This is a genomic window from Streptomyces sp. DH37, from assembly GCF_029813835.1.
GTDB lineage: Bacteria > Actinomycetota > Actinomycetes > Streptomycetales > Streptomycetaceae > Streptomyces.
The window spans coordinates 152,566-168,985 of sequence record NZ_JARVKV010000004.1; the positions used below are offsets into that span (position 1 = coordinate 152,566).

12 protein-coding genes, 1 tRNA gene and 3 pseudogenes are annotated in these 16,420 nt (G+C 74.3%); 7 read left to right on the forward strand and 9 right to left on the reverse strand.

The genetic code is table 11. The features are described from left to right. Positions 1 to 447 precede the first annotated feature (447 nt). Positions 448 to 2,838: pseudogene (locus QC029_RS03825) on the forward strand (AAA family ATPase); the annotation flags it as partial. Positions 2,839 to 2,934: 96 nt separating this feature from the next. On the opposite strand, the gene htpG reads toward QC029_RS03825, so the two are convergent. The 3 genes and pseudogenes from htpG to QC029_RS03840 all read right to left on the reverse strand — a co-directional run. Further along, a complete protein-coding gene (gene htpG, locus QC029_RS03830) occupies positions 2,935 to 4,899 on the reverse strand; it encodes a molecular chaperone HtpG (protein ID WP_279553900.1) in 1,965 nt (654 codons plus the stop codon). Positions 4,900 to 5,483: 584 nt separating this feature from the next. Next, positions 5,484 to 5,645, reverse strand: a complete 162-nt coding sequence (locus QC029_RS03835) for a hypothetical protein (RefSeq protein WP_279553967.1) — start codon at positions 5,643 to 5,645, stop codon at positions 5,484 to 5,486. Positions 5,646 to 5,786: 141 nt separating this feature from the next. Then, a pseudogene (locus QC029_RS03840) lies at positions 5,787 to 5,981 on the reverse strand (hypothetical protein); the annotation flags it as partial. Here QC029_RS03840 and QC029_RS03845 point away from each other — a divergent pair. Both QC029_RS03845 and QC029_RS31055 read left to right on the forward strand, forming a co-directional pair. After that, a complete protein-coding gene (locus QC029_RS03845) occupies positions 5,908 to 6,162 on the forward strand; it encodes a Scr1 family TA system antitoxin-like transcriptional regulator (RefSeq protein WP_279553901.1) in 255 nt (84 codons plus the stop codon). The pseudogene QC029_RS03840 and the gene QC029_RS03845 overlap by 74 nt on opposite strands. Then, positions 6,159 to 6,248: pseudogene (locus QC029_RS31055) on the forward strand (DUF397 domain-containing protein); the annotation flags it as partial. The gene QC029_RS03845 and the pseudogene QC029_RS31055, both read left to right, overlap by 4 nt. Before the next feature lie 177 nt (positions 6,249 to 6,425). On the opposite strand, the gene QC029_RS03855 reads toward QC029_RS31055, so the two are convergent. The 3 genes from QC029_RS03855 to QC029_RS03865 all read right to left on the reverse strand — a co-directional run bounded on the left by QC029_RS03855 (position 6,426) and on the right by QC029_RS03865 (position 9,281). Then, positions 6,426 to 6,986, reverse strand: coding sequence for a DinB family protein (locus tag QC029_RS03855; RefSeq protein WP_279553902.1), 561 nt, complete (start codon positions 6,984 to 6,986; stop codon positions 6,426 to 6,428). Positions 6,987 to 7,118: 132 nt separating this feature from the next. Beyond that, positions 7,119 to 7,739 carry a restriction endonuclease gene (locus QC029_RS03860; RefSeq protein ID WP_279553903.1) on the reverse strand — a complete coding sequence of 207 codons (621 nt, stop codon included), beginning with the start codon at positions 7,737 to 7,739 and terminating at the stop codon, positions 7,119 to 7,121. An 810-nt stretch (positions 7,740 to 8,549) separates the two neighbouring features. Continuing rightward, positions 8,550 to 9,281, reverse strand: coding sequence for a hypothetical protein (locus tag QC029_RS03865; protein WP_279553904.1), 732 nt, complete (start codon positions 9,279 to 9,281; stop codon positions 8,550 to 8,552). 279 nt (positions 9,282 to 9,560) lie between these two features. Between QC029_RS03865 and QC029_RS03870 the strand changes: the two genes are divergently transcribed. Then, positions 9,561 to 10,466, forward strand: a complete 906-nt coding sequence (locus tag QC029_RS03870; RefSeq protein ID WP_279553905.1) for a helix-turn-helix transcriptional regulator — start codon at positions 9,561 to 9,563, stop codon at positions 10,464 to 10,466. Then, positions 10,463 to 10,678 carry a DUF397 domain-containing protein gene (locus tag QC029_RS03875; protein WP_279553906.1) on the forward strand — a complete coding sequence of 72 codons (216 nt, stop codon included), beginning with the start codon at positions 10,463 to 10,465 and terminating at the stop codon, positions 10,676 to 10,678. The genes QC029_RS03870 and QC029_RS03875 overlap by 4 nt, the downstream gene beginning before the upstream one ends. A gap of 136 nt (positions 10,679 to 10,814) precedes the next feature. Here QC029_RS03875 and QC029_RS03880 read toward each other — a convergent pair. The 3 genes from QC029_RS03880 to QC029_RS03890 form a co-directional block, all read right to left on the reverse strand. Beyond that, positions 10,815 to 10,899 (reverse strand) — tRNA-Leu (locus QC029_RS03880). A gap of 204 nt (positions 10,900 to 11,103) precedes the next feature. Then, positions 11,104 to 12,378: an NAD(P)/FAD-dependent oxidoreductase gene (locus tag QC029_RS03885; RefSeq protein WP_279553907.1), complete on the reverse strand. Its 1,275-nt coding sequence runs from the start codon at positions 12,376 to 12,378 to the stop codon at positions 11,104 to 11,106. A gap of 132 nt (positions 12,379 to 12,510) precedes the next feature. Further along, a complete protein-coding gene (locus tag QC029_RS03890) occupies positions 12,511 to 13,191 on the reverse strand; it encodes an SDR family NAD(P)-dependent oxidoreductase (protein WP_279553908.1) in 681 nt (226 codons plus the stop codon). Positions 13,192 to 13,376: 185 nt separating this feature from the next. Here QC029_RS03890 and QC029_RS03895 point away from each other — a divergent pair, with 185 nt between their 5' ends. Together QC029_RS03895 and QC029_RS03900 are read left to right on the forward strand one after the other, a co-directional pair. Continuing rightward, a complete protein-coding gene (locus tag QC029_RS03895) occupies positions 13,377 to 14,297 on the forward strand; it encodes a formate dehydrogenase accessory sulfurtransferase FdhD (protein WP_279553909.1) in 921 nt (306 codons plus the stop codon). A gap of 272 nt (positions 14,298 to 14,569) precedes the next feature. Beyond that, entirely contained in the window at positions 14,570 to 16,396 is a 1,827-nt protein-coding gene (locus tag QC029_RS03900) for a long-chain fatty acid--CoA ligase (RefSeq protein WP_279553910.1), read from the forward strand. Positions 16,397 to 16,420 lie beyond the last annotated feature (24 nt).

A 16,420-nucleotide genomic window follows, 5' to 3' on the forward strand; every position in this document is an offset into this window, starting at 1 on the left:
AACGTCCGCACTCCCCGCCAATGCACCACGCGCGCGGAACCGGATCGGGGGAGGAACCCGACGGCGCTCCGCCGGCTCGGGTCCAGCGGCCGGTGGACGGCGACGCGCGGGAGGCCCAGGGGCTCCGCACCGGCGCCCGTGCGCGCCGCAGCGGGCCGGCCTCCAGGGGGCGCGCGTCCCGCCCGAGCGCGCCGGAACCGGCCGCCGCGTCCCCGGCCTCGCCGCCGTCCCCGGCGCTGGGGACGTCCAGCGGCAGGCCCGCGCCCCCTCGTCTCCCCCGCCTCCCCTCCTCCTCCGTTTCCGGCAGTCCGGCGGTGCCGCCCCGCTCCCGGCCCACCGGCCCTCCCCGCCGGGTCGCGCAACCCTCCGCGGCGGACCAGACTGGGCCGTAGCCGGGGCCCGCGCCGGCCCCACCATGAGCGCCGCCCCCAGGTGATCCCCATGCCGATGCCCGTGTTCGGACCGCAGGAGCCGTTCGCCGAGCCGCTCAACCGCCTCCTCGGTACGAGTCCGCGCGCCTCCGCCCCGGCGGCCCGGCGGGAGCCCGTCGGCGGGTTCCTCGGCCCCGCCGCCCGGGAGCTGCTCTCCCTGGCGGCGGGGCGGGCCGCCCAGGGTGGCGGCCGTGAGCTGGACACCGGCCACCTGCTGTGGGCCGCCACCCGGCTGGGCCCCTCGCGCGGCGTGCTGGAGGACGCCGGGGTGGACCCGGACCGGCTCGCCGCCGACCTCCTCCCGGCCCTCGCCCGGAGCGGCGGCGGCGCCGAGCCGTCCCTGACGCCCGCGGCCGAGCGCGCCCTGCTGTCCGCCCACGCGAGCGCCCGGGCCGCCGGCGCCTCCCGGCTCGGCCCCGAGCACATCCTGGCCGCCCTGCTGGAGGACCGGCACAGCGGCGCGGGGCAGGCGCTGCGCGGCGAGGGGGTCCTGCCGGGGCCGGTCCGCGGGGCCGCGGCCGGCCCGCCCGGCCCCACACCCCTGCTGGACCGGTACGGCCGCGACCTGACCGCCCGGGCCCGCGACGGGCGGCTGGACCCGGTGGTGGGGCGCGCGGAGGAGATCGACCAGGTCATCGAGGTGCTCTCCCGGCGGACCCGGAACAACCCCGTCCTGATCGGCGAGCCGGGCGTCGGCAAGACCGTGGTCGTCGAGGGCCTGGCCCAGCGGATCACGGCCGGCGAGGTGCCGCGGGGCCTGGAGGACCGCAGGGTCGTCGGCCTGGACCTGGCCGCCCTGGTGACCGGGGCCCGGTACCGGGAGGAGATCGGGGAGCGGCTGCGCGGAATCGTCGCGGAGGTCGCCTCCGACGAGCGGATCGTCCTCTTCCTCGACGAACTGCACACCGTCGTCGGCATGGACGCGGGCATGGAGGCGGGCACGGACGCGGGCACGGGTACGGGCATGAACGCGGACATGGGCACGGGCGCGGGCGGTGAGGGCTTCGCGGGTCCCGGCGGCGTCCTCAGGGCCGCCCTCGCCCGCGGCGGACTGCGCGTCGTCGGAGCCACGACCATCGAGGAGTACCGCCGCCACGTCGAGCGGGACCTCGCCCTGCACCACCGCTTCCAGCCGGTGCTGGTCCCCGAGCCCACCGTCGAGGAGACCGTGCGCATCCTGGAGGGCCTGCGCGGCGCCTACGAGGCGCACCACCAGGTCCGCTTCTCCGACGAGGCGCTGCGGGCCGCCGCCGAGCTCTCCGCCCGCCATCTGACCGGGGACTTCCTGCCCGCCAAGGCCGTCGGCCTGCTCGACCAGGCCGGCGCCCGGGTGCGGCTGCGCGGCCTCGGCCGCAGCGGCGAGGCGCTGGACCTCGAGGACCGCCGCGACCGGCTGCGGCGCGGGATCGGCGAGGCGGCGGACCGGGGGGACCTCGAGCGGGCCGCAGCGCTGAGGGGGAGCGTGCGGGAGCTGGACCTGGAGCGGGCGGCCGTCGCCGAGAGGCGCGAGACCGCCGTGCGGGTGACGGTGGAGGACGTCGCCGACGTCCTCTCCCGGCGCACCGGCATCCCCGCCGACCGGTTGGCCCGCGGCGAACGCGAGCGCCTGCGGCACCTGGAGGAGCGTCTGCGCGCCAGGGTGGCCGGCCAGGACGAGGCCGTCGCGGCCGTGGCCCGGGCAGTGCGCCGGGCGCGGGCGGGGATGAGCGCCTCCGGACGGCCCGCCGCCGCCCTGCTGTTCACCGGCCCGCCGGGGGTGGGCAAGACCGAGCTGGCCCGGGCCCTGGCCGCCGAACTCCTCGGCGACGCCGGCCGCCTGGTGCGCTTCGGCGCAGGCGGCTTCCGGGAGGGCCGGGAGGAGGTGGAGCGGCTTGCCGGGGCGGTACGGCGCGGGCCGTACTCCGTCGTGCTGCTCGACGGGATCGACCGGGCCGGGCCGGACGTCCTCGGCCCGCTGCTGCGGGTGCTGGACGACGGCCGGCTGACCGATGCCCGGGGCCGTACCGCCGACTTCCGCGACACCGTGGTCGTCCTGACCGTCACCGTCGGCCCGCAGCGCGTCCTGGCCCATTCCGGCGATCCCGCCGCGCTGCGCGACGAGGCCGTGGCGCACCTGCGGGACCGGCTGCCGCCGGACCTGCTGGAGCGGGTCGACGAGACCGTCTTCTTCGGCCCCCTCTCCCGCGACGACCTGCTGCGCGTCATCGGCCTCCTGCTCGACGACAGCCGGCGCCTGCTCTCGGCCCAGGGCGTCTCGCTGGAGGTCGACCTCAGCGCCCGCGAGTGGCTGATCAACCAGGGCTACCAGCCCGACTCCGGCGCCCACCCCCTGCGCCGCACCATCCGCACCCACCTGGACGACCGCCTCACCGACCTGATCCTCGACGGCGCCCTGCGCGCGGGCGACACGGTGCTGGTGGGCATCGACGAACACGGCCTGACCTGCGAGGTCGCCGCCCCCCGGCCATCCCCCGGCCATGGCGCCCGGTGCGTCAGCGGGCGGTCACAGGGACCGCTCCAGGCGTTCGGCGAGGAGCCGGGTGAAGCGGGCCGGGTCGCCGGGGAGGCCGCCCTCCGCGAGGAGGGCCATGCCGTGGACGAGTTCGGCCATGCCCTCCAGGCCCGGGTCGGAGGGGCGGTCCGCGTGCGCCGTGCGCAGGCCGGTGATCAGGGGGTGGCCGGGATTGATCTCCAGGATGCGCTTGTCCTCGGGCATCTCCTGGCCCATGGCGCGGAGCATGTTCCGCAGGCCGGGCGTCGCGTCACCGCTGTCGGAGACGACGCAGGCCGGCGAGACGGTGAGGCGGGAGGACAGCCGCACGTCCTTCACCTCGTCGCCGAGCCGCTCGGCCAGCCACGCCAGCAGTCCGGCGTACTCCTCCCGCTGCCGCTCCCGCTCCGCCTTCTCCCGCTCCTTCTCCTCCTCGGTGCCGAACTCGGCCTCTCCCCTGGCGATGGACCGCAGCGTCCTGCCCTGGAACTCGGGCACCGCGTCGACCCACACCTCGTCGACCGGGTCGGTCAGGATCAGCACCTCCAGGCCCTTGTCCCGGAAGGCCTCCATGTGCGGCGAGCTCTCCACCGCGCTCCGGGACGGGCCGGTCAGGTAGAAGATGTGCTCCTGCCCCTCCTTCATCCGCTCGACGTACTCCTGGAGGGTCGTCGTCCCCTCCGCGTCGTGGGTGGAGGCGAAGGAGGAGGCCGCCAGGATCGCGTCGCGGTTGTCGGGGTCGTTCAGCAGCCCCTCCTTGACGACGGCGCCGAACTCCCGCCAGAACTCGGCGTACTTCTCGGGCCGCGCGGTCCGCATCTCCTTGAGGGTGGACAGCACCTTCTTCGCCAGCCGCCGACGCATCAGCTGGATGTGGCGGTCCTGCTGGAGGATCTCGCGGGAGATGTTGAGCGACAGGTCCTGGGCGTCGACGACGCCCTTGACGAAGCGCAGGTAGGGCGGGACCAGCTCCTCGCACTCCTCCATGATCAGCACGCGCTTGACGTAGAGCTGCACACCGCGCCTGCCGGACGAGAACAGGTCGCGCGGCGGCCGCGCGGGCAGGAACAGCAGCGCCTGGTACTCGAAGGTGCCCTCCGCGTGGATGCGGATGGTCTCCAGCGGATCGGTCCAGTCGTGGCTGATGTGCTTGTAGAGCTCGTGGTACTCCTCGTCGGAGACCTCGCTGCGGGGCCGGGCCCACAGGGCCTTGCGGGAGTTGACCGTCTCCGGCTCGGGCTTCCCGCCGTCCTCGCCCTTCTCGGCGTCCCCGGCCTCCCCGGCGTTCTCGGCGTTTCCTTCGGGAGCCGCCTCGACCAGCCGGATGGGCCAGGTGATGAAGTCGGAGTAGCGCTTGACGATCTCCCTGATCTTCCAGGGGGCCGTGTAGTCGAAGAGCCGGTCCTCGGTGTCCTCGGGCTTGAGCCGCAGGACGACCGACGTGCCCTGGGGCGCGTCGTCCACCGCCTCGATCGTGTAGGTGCCCTCGCCGGTGGACGTCCAGCGGGTGCCCGCCTCCTCCCCGGCGCGGCGGGTCAGCAGCGTGACCTCGTCGGCCACCATGAAGGCGGAGTAGAAGCCGACGCCGAACTGCCCGATCAGCGCCTCCGCGGACGCCGGGTTCCCGGCGTCCCCGGCCTTCTGGGCCTCCTCCAGCTTCCGCACGAACTCCGCGGTGCCGGACTTGGCGATCGTCCCGATCAGCCCCACGACCTCCTCGCGCGACATCCCGATGCCGTTGTCGCGCACGGTCAGCGTGCGGGCGTCCTTGTCGGTCTCGATCTCGATGTGCAGGTCGGAGATGTCGGCGTCCAGCGAGTCGTCGCGCAGCGCCTCGATGCGGAGCTTGTCGAGCGCGTCGGAGGCGTTGGAGACCAGCTCCCTCAGGAACACGTCCTTGTTCGAGTAGATCGAGTGGACCATCATCCGCAGAAGCCGGCTGGCCTCCACCTGGAACTCGAACGTCTCGGCCGTCATGGTCGTGGATCCCCCACCAGTCGTCGTCCGTGCCCGGAAGGCCGGTGCGCCGTCGGTCGGCGCGGGGCCTGCCGGAGATACCTTTCCCGGTGATGTTATGCCGGACGGACTCCGGTCCGTGCGCGCCGGGACGAGCCGGATCGGCCCCGGATTCCGCGAACCGCCGGTGAGGGGCGCCCACTGTCGGCAACATGTCTCCCGACCGGACGAGGCGAGGAGACGCATCACCACCGTGCAGGCCAAGGAAACCCGGCGCCGTCACCGCAGAACGAGGCGACGTTCCCCCGCCGGCTCGCCGTGGACGGCCGGCCGAACTCCCCACGCGCCTCAACGAGCGGGAAGGGGTCGACATCCCGGAGGGCAAGCTGGAGCCACGGCCCGGTTTCCGGCTGGCGGTACTGGAAGAGGACCGCAACCGCGCGCTGCTCTGCGAGACGCTGGACTGGTTCCGGGGGTGCTGGGAGAACAGGGAAGCGATCTGAAGGTTTCACCGGAGGCCGCACTTCGGGAGTCGTCCGCCCGTCCGCCGGGGAGCGGACGGGCGGACGGCGCGGCACGATCCCCCTCCGCACCGGCCAGGACCCTCACACCGGCCAGGAGTCGGCCGGGTCGTCCAGCCACGCCCGCTGCCCCCGCGGCGTGACGGTCAGCCCGAACCGCTCGTACCCCGGCCTGCCCCGCTCCCGCCACCGGCGGTGGGCGGCCTCGGTCTCGTCCCACAGGCGGCGGGGCCCGGACTGCCACACGCGCGCAGCCTCTCCGTCGCGGAACATCGCGCAGGCCCAGGAGCGGTCGTTCAGCCCGTACCACCAGACCGGCCGGGCCCCGTCGCGCTCTCCCCGTCGCGGGAGACGGTCAGCCGGGCCACGGCGTCGCCGTTGCCGTAGTGCGTCCCCCCACGGGGCGACGATCCGCCCGCCGGGACGGCACTGCTCCACCCAGGCGTACGGGACGGACCGCAGCCCGCACGTGGCGATGATCCGGTCGTAGGGCGCGCCGTCGGGGGAAATGGAGCGCAGCGGGCGGGTGCGGGTCCATGTGCTCCCCTTCTTCGCAGGTGCGCACGCGCTGCTGGAGAGCATGATCACCCTTGTGCGGTTCACCGACGCCCCTCCGGTGGCCTACGTCGAAGGCCTGCGCACCGGGCGTGTCATGGATGACCCGGACATGATCGGGGCCTGCCAGTCGGCCTACGACCTCGCCCTGGACGATGCCTTGTCGCCGGAGGAGTCACCGTCCCTGCCGGAGGAGTACAAGCGATGATCAACGAGCACAGCCTGACGTGGCGCGAGTCCAGCTACAGCGGCCCGGACAACGGCGACTGCGTCGAGAGCGCCGACGGGCTTCCCGGCGTGGTCCCCGTACGGGGCGGCAAGAACCCCGGCGGCCCGGCGCCGGTCTTCCCGGCGCCGGGCGTGGAACGCGTTCACGGCGGAGGCAAAGGGACGCGCGCGTCCCTGGCTCCCGGTCCGCCGGCGGAGCGAACACCGGAGGCGGGGCCGTGTCGGTCCCGTCTCCGCCCTACGTCACTGACCCACCCGTCCGTCGACGCACTCGCGCAGCAGGTCGGCGTGCCCGCAGTGGCGGGCGTACTCCTCGATCCCGTGCACCATCAGCTCCCGGATCGTGACCCCGTCCTTTCCCACGCGTTCGTCCAAGTCCGGGTGCTCGGCCAGTACGGCGTCGGTGGCGGCCTGTTCGCGTTCCAGATCGGCGTACGCGGCCTCGACCACTGCCTGGTCGGCGACGGCTCCGTCGAAGTCCGCGTCCTTCTCGCCGTACAGCTTCGGCAGTGGCTCGCCGTCACCGATCCAGTTGCGCCAGTCCCGTTCCACCTCGGCGAGGTGTCGGAGCAGGCCGAGCAGCGACATCGTCGAGGGCGGGACCGAGCGGCGGGCCAGTTGCTCGGCGTCCAGGCCCTCGCACTTCATCCGCAGGGTCGTGCGGTAGTCCTCCAGGAACTCCCGCAGCGTCGCGAACTCGCCCTCCGGGCCGGGGCCTTCCCTGTCGCGGGGGTCGTCGTCCGGGTCGGCCCACATGTCGGGGTAAACGGTCGCCTGGCTCCATCGCGCGGGTTGGTCACTCATGCAGCCATGCTCGTCCGCGACGGCCCGTGCCCGCCACCGGATTCTTCCGGAGGTCCCGTCGTGGCGTGCCGTGCCAGGCCGGGCCGGGGGCCGCAGGCCGCAAAACCGCCTCGCCACCGGTTCGCCGGTGCGCTACGTGCCGTAGGTCTTCCTCCAGCGTGCGCGGTGCTCCCGGTCGCCCTGGCCGGCGCCGTTGACGTCGGCCAGGGCGGGCAGGGAGGCGCCGTTGTTCCACAGGCCCAGGTGGTCGCGGTGCACGGCCAGGATGCCGTGCTCCACCGCCAGCGCCTGGGAGGGGCCGCTGAAGCGCGAGGTCGTCACGAAGACCGCCACGTCGGCCCCGAAGTGCACCTTCGCTCCCATCAGGTCGCGCATCTCGCGGCTGGCGACGGTGCGGGTCGGCGCGTACCGCTTGCACTGGACGACCATCGTGCGGCCGTCGGGCAGCCGCCCGACCACGTCCGCGCCGTTGTCGTGGGAGCCGCCCACGCGCCGGACCTCGGTGCAGCCGTCCCGGCGGCACAGCTCGGCCACCAGCTCCTCGAACTCGGTGCCGGACATCGCGTCCACCTCGGCCAGCGTCCGGCGTCCGGCCGCCACCGCGTCCGCCCGCCGCCACTCCCGGTCCCCGCCGCGGACGACCCGGTCGGTGCGCCACAGCCACCACGCCAGGCCGCCGAGGCCTGCGGCGACCGCGGCCCCCAGGAGGTAGGGCCAGACCGTCGACCAGGAGGCGGCGAGCAGGAGCAGCACCGCCGCGCCGCCGGCGACCGCCGATCTCCGCCTGGCCTCGCGCCTGCGCCGCGCCGCCGATCCGCGTCCGCGACCTCCACGGACCCCACGGATCCCACGGACCCCATGAGCCTCACGACCTCCACGCCGAGCAGCCATCCCCGGCCCCCTCTCCCCCGTGATCCGCCCAGCAGTCTGGACAGGAGGGAGGCGGGACGGAAGGACGCCCGTCGGCCATGGCCGGAAACCACGCGGCGGCCGGGCCTGGGCAGCTGCGGGGCTCGTCCGGCGGAGGCAGCGCAGGCGGCTGGAACCGTCCGCGCACCCACTGGTGCCGACGCGCGCCCCCTCCCCGGGTGCGGTCGGCCGGACGACGTGGCGGAGCCCGGGAGTCGTATCCAGCTCCCGGGCCCCTGGGGATGCCACCCAATTGCGCACGCCGGTGGCGTTCAAGAGGACGGATCAGTCGTCATGCCGTCGTGTTCTGCCTTTGAACTACCGCACCACGGGAGAGGTGCAGGCGAGAATCGAACTCGCATCCGACGGCGTTCGTCCGTCCCCGGTCGGTCCGGCGATCGGCGGCGATGCTGAGACTGGAGCGAGAGTCTGAGATTGACCGCGGCTGCCTCTGCCGTGTTGGGCTACCCCGGCCCGTCGGTGTGGTGCTGTGCCGGGGGAAGGACTCGAACCTTCACTGTCACCGCTTCTTCAGGCTGAACTTCAGTGTCAGCTTGCGCTCATCACGCGAACCGGTCCTCAGTTCCGGCCCGCGCCTGTCGCGCACCCCCGCGCTCGCACGCGGGGGCGATCAGGGATGCTACCCGCCCGGCGTCAGCCGAACAGGTAGCCGAACACCGCGTCGCCGGCGCGCCGGTCGGTGACCTCGGCGCCGTTGGCCTCCTCGCGGGCGAACTTCACCGCCTGCTGGAGCTTCTCGACCCGCTCCACCAGCTCGTTCACCCGCCGCGCCGGGAGCGCTCCGGAGAACTTCACGGTCGTCCAGTACCCGATGGGCACGTCCTCGTAGTACACCTCGACCTGCGCCGGGTGCTTGTCGGTCGCCTCCGCCTTGACGTGGTTGCGGGGGACCTTCTTCGTGCGGATCGTGCGCACCGGGTCCGTCTTCCACCAGTCCGTGGACGGGTCGTGCGACCAGGACTCGGCGGCGTCGAGCGTGGGAAGCTTCTTGACGAAGGCGTGCAGGTCGGTGAGCTGCTTCTCCAGGAACAGGAGGTAGGTGACCGGGACGTCGGCGAGGATCGTCCGCCCGTCGACGGTGACGTCGGCGCGGGCCGTGCAGTTCGCCCAGTCCTTGGTGGCGACCACGTCGAACAGCCGGGTCAGCGACGCGGACATCTCGCGCAGCACGTCCTCGGCCTGCACCTGCACCCGCGTGGACTCGGGCGGCAGCTGCTCGCCCTCCTCGTCCTTGGGCTGGTACGTGCGCGAGATGCCGGCCAGCAGCGCGGGCTTCTGCACCTTGTGGTGCGCCGCGTTGACGTCCTGGAGCGACTTGCTCTTGACGCCCTTCTCGACAGCGATGATCTGGTTCAGCTTCGCCACTTCGGTCCCCCTTCGAACAGGCAGGAACGTATCCCACGCCGTCGAAGACCCGCATGCCTTTTTCGGGCCGCCGAAGCCCAAGCGGGCGAGCACTTCCCCGAGTTCGCCGGCGGAGGGGAACCGCCCGCGCCGGAGGCCCTGGCTGCGGACGTCCTACGAGCCGCGACCGGTGGTTACGCACCTCGCGGGCCGGTTGTACGCGCGGTACGCGTGCGGGTACGAGGCATGCGGCGTGACCGCCTCCCGCGCAAGGGCGTTGGCCCGGTGAGGTGATGTCCGATGACGGAGCGTACGGACGGGGAGACCGTTCCGGGTGGCGGGGCGGTCGTGAACTTCGGTGACGGCTGGGAAGGCGACGGCGGGGCCGGGCGGCGGCCGGAGGACGAGGGCGGACGCGGTGTCCTCACGGCGTTCGGCCGGACCATGAAGACCCTGCGGGTACGGCAGGGCCTGGAGCGCGAGGAGTTCGGCAAGCGGATCGGGTACTCGGCCTCGACGGTCGCCTCGTTCGAGCAGGGGCGGAGGATTCCGTCACCCCGGACCATCGAGCGGGCGGACGAGGTGCTGGGCGCCGACGGGCTGCTGAACCTGTGGAAGGAGGAGGTGGAGCGGGCCCAGTACCCGGTCTTCTTCCAGGGGATGGCGGCGCTGGAGAAGGAGGCCATCGAGCTGGTCATGTACGACACGCTCGTGGTCAACGGCCTTCTCCAGACCGAGGAGTACATGCGGGCGCTGCTCGGCATGCGGCGCCCGCCACTCGACCCGGAAACCATCGAACTGCGGGTCGCCGTGCGGCTGGCCCGTCAGGAGGCCCTGGACAGGCGGCCCGCACCGCTGCTCAGTTTCGTGATGGACGAGTCGGTGCTACGGCGTCAGTACGGCGGAAAGGACGTGTTGCGAAGGCAGTTGGAACACCTGCTCCTGGCCGGACAGAAACAGAACGCCGAACTCCAGGTCATGCCGCTCGACTGTGAGGAGAGCTCGGGCGTGGACGGGCCGTTCACGGTCGTCACGCGCAAGGACGGCAGGAAGTTCATGTACGCCGAAGTCCAGGGGACCAGCGCTCTTCAGACCGACCAGGAACGAGCGGCTCTCGCGCACGCACGCTATGGGATCATCCGCTCACAGGCTCTCAGTCCGCGAGAGTCGCTGGAGTTCATCGAAGGGGTGCTGGGATCGCTATGACCAACACTGAGTCCTCGACCGTCGCCTCCGGCCTCGTCTGGTTCAAGAGCAGCTACAGCGGAGCCGAGGGCGGTCAGTGCGTGGAGGTCGCGGCCGGTACGGCCGCTGTGCACGTCCGGGACTCCAAGGCCGTTGCCGGGCCCGTCGTCACGGTGTCGCGTGAGGCATGGGCGGAGTTCGTCGCACTGGCCTCCTCGCAGCGGGACGTCTGACACCCGACAGGCCCACGAGAGCCCTGCCGCTCCTTCTCAGGTGGCAGGGCTCCGGCTCCCGCGCTTGCGGCGGCCCGGCGCGTCCGTGAACGCGAGAACCCCGCGGTCTCGGGGAGACCACGGGGTTCTGTGTCTGTGTCCGAGGGGGGACTTGAACCCCCACGCCCGATAAAGGGCACTAGCACCTCAAGCTAGCGCGTCTGCCATTCCGCCACCCGGACCGGTGTGCGTTCCACGGCCTTCCGGCCGCGGCGACGGGGAACACCATACCAAGCTTTCGGAGTGGCTCTCACCCACATAAGCCGTGGTCCGGCGGGGTGCGGAGGGAGGCCGGGGAGACCGTGCGCGCGTCCTCACGTCCGGTGAGGGCGCGCGCACGGGCCGGGACGGGCGGAGCGGGCGAGGCCGGCAGGGGCGGCCGGGGCTCAGGCGCGCAGGAACGCCGCCGCCTCGCGCGCCGCCCGCGCGCCGGAGGCGAGCGCGCCCTGCACCGAGCCGGTCGCCCGGTGGTCCCCGCACACGTACCGGCCCGGCGCGACGCGCGTGGTGCGCGACAGCACCAGCGGGGGCTCCATGGCGGGCAGCGCGTCGGGGATCGCGTAGGTGGCCAGGTGCTCCCAGCGGTCGGTGGCGGAACCGGTGCCGTACAGCTCGCCGAGGCGGGCCCGTACGCGCGGCTCGTCCGCCTCGCCGGCCGCTCCGAGGACGGAGGTGGACACCAGCGCCCTGGTGTCCGGGGAGCGGCCGGGGGCGACCTCGCTGAGCACCACGGTGTTCAGCACGTGCCGCTCGGTGTCGACCAGCAGGGTCGGCTCGGGCAGGGGCGACAGGGGCGCGGCGTGGTAGAAGGTCGTCACCGCGCGTCCGGCCGGGGCGTCCACGCCGGGCAGCAGCGCGGCGGCGGTACGGCCGTCGGTGGCGACGACCACGGCGCGCGCCGGCACCTCCTCGCCGTCGGCGGTGACGACCCCCTCCCCCGTCACCTCGCGCACGGGCGTCTCCAGGCGGACCGTGCCGGGCGGGAGCCGGGCGGCCAGGGCCCGGGGGACCGCGCCGATGCCGCCGGCGGGCAGGCACAGGGTGCCGCGCAGCATCGAGCGCCACACCAGGTGCAGGAAACGGGCGGAGGTGGCCAGCTCGTCCTCCAGGAACACCCCGGACAGGAACGGCCGCCACATCCGCTCGACGAACGCCGGGCTGAAGCCCGCCGCGCGCAGCGCCCGGCGGGCGTCCGGCTCCCGCCCGCCGGGACGGCCGCGCACGGCGGCCGCGGGCGCGAACGCGTCGCGCGCGCCGAGGGCGGCGAGGGCGGCCAGGTCGCGGGGGCCGGCCAGCCGGCCGCGCAGCAGGTCGCCCGCCTGGCGCGGACGGCGGGTGGGGTCGGCGAACCGCAGCCGCCCGTCCGGGGTGTGCAGCAGCATCCCCGGCGTGAACGGGCGCAGGCGCAGGGAGCGCAGGTCCAGGCGGCGGCGCACCTGGGGATAGGAGGTGTTGAAGACCTGGAAGCCGCGGTCGAGGAGGAAGCCGTCGCGCCGGTCGGTGCGCATCCGCCCGCCCACCGCGTCGGACGCCTCCAGCACGGTGACGGACAGGCCCGCCGCCGTCAGGTCCAGCGCGCAGGCCAGCCCGGCCAGTCCCGCGCCGACGACCACGGCGTCCGGACGTGCGCCGCCGCGTCCGGACGTGTGCTGTGCTGCCATGGTGGGCACCGTGCCTTCCCGACTCCCGGGCCGGGCCACGGGGCCCGGTCTGTGGATCCTCTGCCCGGTGCGCGCGGGTGCAGTCCGGTGACGGGGCTCCGCCGTCTCACACCGCCCTCCCACACCGCCGTCTCACACCGTCCTCGCGGGGGCGGACGGCCCCGGCCCGGGGTGGAAGGCGGCGACCATCCGCCCGACGACCTCCTCCAGCGGCGCGGGGCGCGGCAGCGGCGGCGGGGTGCCCGCGACCGCGCGTCCCGCCAGGCCGGTGTCGGTGTGCGGCAGGTGGAGGTCGGCCACCACCGGGCCGCCGCGGCGCCGCTCGGCGGCGACCGCCGTCAGCCAGGCGGACAGCGCGGCCTTGGAGGCGCTGTAGACGGCCATGCGCGGCTGCGGGCGCACCGCGACCACGCCGGTGGTGGCGGCCAGGGTGCCGGGCGGGGTCAGCGGGGGCAGCGCGGCGGAGAGCACGGCGACGGGCGCCAGGGTGTTGACGGCGAACAGGTGCTCGGCGACGGCGGCCCCGGTCTCCTCGGCCGGGCCGAACGCGACCGCGCCGATCGCCACCAGCACCCCGTCCAGTCCGCCCATCGCCCCGGCGGCCAGGGCGGGCAGGGCGGCCATGCCGTCCAGGTCGTAGGCGTCGCAGGGGGCGGATCCGGCGTCCAGCCGGCGGGCGGCCGCGGCCAGCCGCTCCCGGTTCCGCCCGGCGAGGAAGAGCCGGTCGCCCCGGCGGGCCAGGGCGTCGGCGGCGGCGCCCCCGAGCACTCCGGTGGCGCCGACGACCAGCAGACGCGACGATGTGTCCGGCATGTCCCCATGATGGGGTCCGGGGGCGGGTGCGGCAGCCCGGCCGCCCGCGCCCCGGCCCCCCGGACGTGGACGACGGCCGGAGGGCGGGTAGGCGTACGGCGGGAGCGGGGCACCAGCACAATGGGACGGCCGCGGCGGAGGGCGCCGCGGCCACGGAGCGTCGACCGAGGCGGGACTGATCTTCCATGGGCCGAGTCACCGAACGCCGCCGCGTCGTCCGCCTGCGCGACGGCGCGGTGAGCGAGCGTCCCGACACCCTGGTGGCCGAGGAGCCCCTGGAGATCCGCCTGAACGGCAGGCCGCTGGCGGTCACCATGCGCACACCCGGCGACGACTTCGCCCTGGCGGCCGGCTTCCTGGTCAGCGAGGGCGTGCTGGGCCGCCCGGAGGAACTGGCGAACATCGTCTACTGCGCGGGCGCCACCGAACAGGCCGACGGCACCACCCGCAACAGCTACAACGTCGTCGACGTCCGCCTCGCCCCCGGCGTGCCCGTCCCCGACATCACCCTGGAGCGCAACGTCTACACCACCTCCTCGTGCGGGCTGTGCGGCAAGGCCAGCCTGGACGCGGTGCGCACCACCGCCCGCTGGCCGATCGAGGACGGGGACGGCGGCACGCACGACGGCACGGGCGGCGGCGCGGACGATGGCAGGGACGACGGCGCGGGCGGCGCCCCGCTGCGGATCGACCCCGCCGTCCTGTCCGTCCTTCCCGACCGGCTGCGGGCCGCCCAGCGGGTGTTCGACCGCACCGGAGGCCTGCACGCGGCCGCCCTGTTCTCCCCCGAGGGCGAACTGCTGGACCTGCGCGAGGACGTGGGGCGCCACAACGCCGTGGACAAGCTGGTCGGGCGGGCGCTGACCGAGGGGCGCCTGCCGCTGTCGCGCACCGTGCTGCTGGTCTCGGGCCGGGCGTCGTTCGAGCTGGCGCAGAAGGCGGTGATGGCGGGCGTGCCCGTGCTGGCCGCCGTCTCCGCGCCGTCCTCCCTCGCCGTCGACCTGGCCGCCGAGGCCGGGCTCACCCTGGTCGGCTTCCTGCGGGGGACGTCGATGAACGTCTACGCCGGCGAGCACCGCGTCGTCCTGGAGGCGGCGCGGAACTGACCGCCCCCGCACGGGACCGGCCGACGCGGGACCGACCGGCGCGGGCGGACGGCGCGGGCGGACGGGCGGCACGAGCGGCGCCGGAGCGGTCGCGCGCGCCGGGAGATTCCGTGGAGACGTGCGGGATGAAGGGTGACGATCCGGTACGGCCGTTCCGAAGTGATCCCATTCGCCCCAACGGACGCCATCACCTCCCTTCCCGGTCAACCTCGCGATCGGATACCGTCGCCCCGCTGCGGCACCCCACGCCACAGCGCGACGAGGAGCGGCACGTGCGCGAGTTCACCGTCCCGGCCCTGGCGACGGCGCCTCAGACAGGAGGGCTGGCCGACGCCGTCTTCGACCGCGCCGACGCCGACCCCCGCCAGGTGGCGCTGGCGCGCAAGGACGCCTCCGGCGTCTGGCGGGACGTGACCGCGGCGGAGTTCCGCGACCAGGTGCTGGCGCTGGCCAAGGGGCTGCTGGCCGAGGGCGTGCGCTTCGGCGACCGGGTCGCCATCATGTCCCGCACCCGCTACGAGTGGACGCTCTTCGACTTCGCCCTGTGGTCCATCGGCGCCCAGCCGGTGCCGGTCTACCCCACCTCCTCGGCCGAGCAGGTCTACTGGATGCTGCACGACGCGGAGGTCTCGGCCGCCGTCGTGGAGAACGAGGACCACGCGATGACCGTCGGCTCGGTCGTCGACCGGCTGCCGCGCCTGAAGCGGCTGTGGCAGCTCGACTCCGACGCCGAGGGCGCGCTGTCCGCCGCCGGGGCGCACCTCCACGCCGACGCGGTGCACCGGCACCGGCTGGCGCTGACCCCGGACACCCCCGCCACCGTCCTGTACACCTCCGGCACCACCGGACGCCCCAAGGGCTGCGTCCTCACCCACGGCAACTTCATGGCCGAGTGCGACAACCTCGTCCTGCGCTACGAGGCCGTCTTCCCCTCCAGGGACGGGGAGCAGGCCTCCACCCTGCTCTTCCTCCCCCTCGCCCACGTCTTCGGGCGGATGATCGAGGTCGGGGCGGTCCGCGCCGGCGTCAGACTCGGCCACCAGCCCAACATGACCGCCGCCGCCCTCCTGCCCGACCTGGAGGCCTTCCGCCCCACCTTCCTGCTGGCCGTGCCCTACGTCTTCGAGCGGATCTTCCACGCCGCCCGGCGCAGGGCCGAGGCGGAGGGGAGGCTGGAGCCGTTCGACAGGGCCGTGGACGTCGCCGTCCGCTACGCCGAGGCGATGGAGGACAAGGCGTTCGGCACCGGCCACGGGCCCGGTCCGGCCCTGCGGCTGCAGCACCGGTTCTTCGACAAGGTCGTCTACTCCCGGCTGCGCGCCGCCCTCGGCGGCCGCTGCCGGCACGCCATGTCGGGCGGTTCGGCGATGGAGCGGCGCCTGGGGCTGTTCTACGACGGCGCCGGCATCCGCGTCTTCGAGGGCTACGGCCTCACGGAGACCACCGCGGCGGCCACCGCCAACCCGCCCGAGCAGACCCGCTTCGGCACCGTCGGCGTCCCCGTCCCCGGCACCACGGTGCACATCGCCGACGACGGCGAGGTGTGGCTGCGCGGCGGCCAGGTCTTCGCCGGCTACCTGGGCGACCCCCGCTCCACCCACGAGGTGCTGCGCGACGGCTGGCTGGCCACCGGCGACCTCGGCTCGCTCGACGAGGACGGCTACCTGACGATCACCGGGCGGAAGAAGGACGTCCTGGTGACCTCCGGGGGCAAGACCGTGTCGCCGACGGTGCTGGAGGAGCGGGTGCGGACGCACCCGCTGGTGGCGCAGTGCGTCGTCGTCGGCAACGACCGGCCGTACGTCGCCGCGCTGGTCACCCTCGACGAGGACGCCGTCCACCACTGGCTGACCATGCGCAACAGGCCGCACCCGGGCCCGGCCGAGCTGGTGCGCGACCCGGACCTGGAGGCCGAGGTCAGACGGGCGGTGGTGGCCGCCAACACCCGGGTCTCCCAGGCGGAGTCGATCCGCACCTTCCGGATACTGGGCTCGCGGTTCACCGAGGAGGACGGGCTGCTCACCCCCACGCTGAAGCTGCGGCGCAAGGCGGTCGAGAAGGCGTACGCGGCCGAGATCGACGCCCTCTACCGGATCTGACCGCGCACCGCGGCCGGCGGTCGC

What these genes read in the sequence shown, in the direction of transcription:
- QC029_RS03855 (WP_279553902.1), bottom strand. Translation starts at nt 6,986, where the DNA reads ATGAGTGACCAACCCGCGCGATGGAGCCAGGCGACCGTTTACCCCGAC.
- QC029_RS03895 (WP_279553909.1), top strand. Translation starts at nt 13,377, where the DNA reads ATGGGCCGAGTCACCGAACGCCGCCGCGTCGTCCGCCTGCGCGACGGC.
- QC029_RS03870 (WP_279553905.1), top strand. Translation starts at nt 9,561, where the DNA reads ATGACGGAGCGTACGGACGGGGAGACCGTTCCGGGTGGCGGGGCGGTC.
- QC029_RS03875 (WP_279553906.1), top strand. Translation starts at nt 10,463, where the DNA reads ATGACCAACACTGAGTCCTCGACCGTCGCCTCCGGCCTCGTCTGGTTC.
- QC029_RS03890 (WP_279553908.1), bottom strand. Translation starts at nt 13,191, where the DNA reads ATGCCGGACACATCGTCGCGTCTGCTGGTCGTCGGCGCCACCGGAGTG.
- QC029_RS03845 (WP_279553901.1), top strand. Translation starts at nt 5,908, where the DNA reads ATGGAGCGCAGCGGGCGGGTGCGGGTCCATGTGCTCCCCTTCTTCGCA.
- QC029_RS03885 (WP_279553907.1), bottom strand. Translation starts at nt 12,378, where the DNA reads ATGGCAGCACAGCACACGTCCGGACGCGGCGGCGCACGTCCGGACGCC.
- htpG (WP_279553900.1), bottom strand. Translation starts at nt 4,899, where the DNA reads ATGACGGCCGAGACGTTCGAGTTCCAGGTGGAGGCCAGCCGGCTTCTG.